At 42.1% G+C, this 686-nt stretch carries 1 protein-coding gene; it reads left to right on the forward strand.

Features of this window, described 5'->3' with window-relative positions; all coding sequences use genetic code 11:
- On the forward strand, positions 1-686 hold a 686-nt coding region (locus LJE11_RS19210), incomplete at both ends, for a hypothetical protein (protein WP_173679728.1).

Consider the following 686-nt stretch of genomic DNA (forward strand, 5'->3'; position numbering starts at 1 on the left):
GAGATATGAGAAATATGAGGCGACAGTTTCTAGTGAAATCCTTGATTTGGGACAGACTGGAGTAAACGGCAGTGGTTGGGGGTGGGAAAGGCTGGAGATAAAAAATACAGGCACAGAGGCTTGGCATATCAAATCTATCTCAGAATTGAATGATTTTACACTTGAGCCGTTTGATTATCCGTTTCAGGGAAGGTTTCCAATGGAAGTTGGGAATAAGGTTAAGCCCGGAGAAGCTGTTGCAGCGGATATTTATGTAAAGAAAAATCTTTCTCCGGGAATTCATGAAGAAACCTTTGTCATGGAAACAGAAGAAGGCATTCAGGCGAAGTGTAGGATACGGGTTCTTATTCGCGGCGCATCTGATCAGGATTATGAGGTGAACTGCAGACCGAATAGCGGTACGAGATTTCTCACAATTACCCCTGAAGAATACGACTGGTGGGATAATACAGATCCGGATCCGGATATGTTTATGTGTCCAAAACGCAGTATATGGATATATAACAATGGAAAAAATCCTGTTACGGTTGATTTTGAGAATACGGAACATTTCTGGGCGTACCTTGATGATTATGAAACGGGGGTTATTATGCCCGGAGAAGGTACAACGGTTTATCTTCGTCCGAAAAAGGAAGAACAGGTAGCTACTGATATTTTTAAGGTTTCCATCACAGGAGGAATAGAAT

It is taken from the genome of Blautia sp. DFI.1.216, assembly GCF_020594215.1.
In the GTDB taxonomy this organism is placed as follows: domain Bacteria; phylum Bacillota; class Clostridia; order Lachnospirales; family Lachnospiraceae; genus Blautia_A; species Blautia_A wexlerae.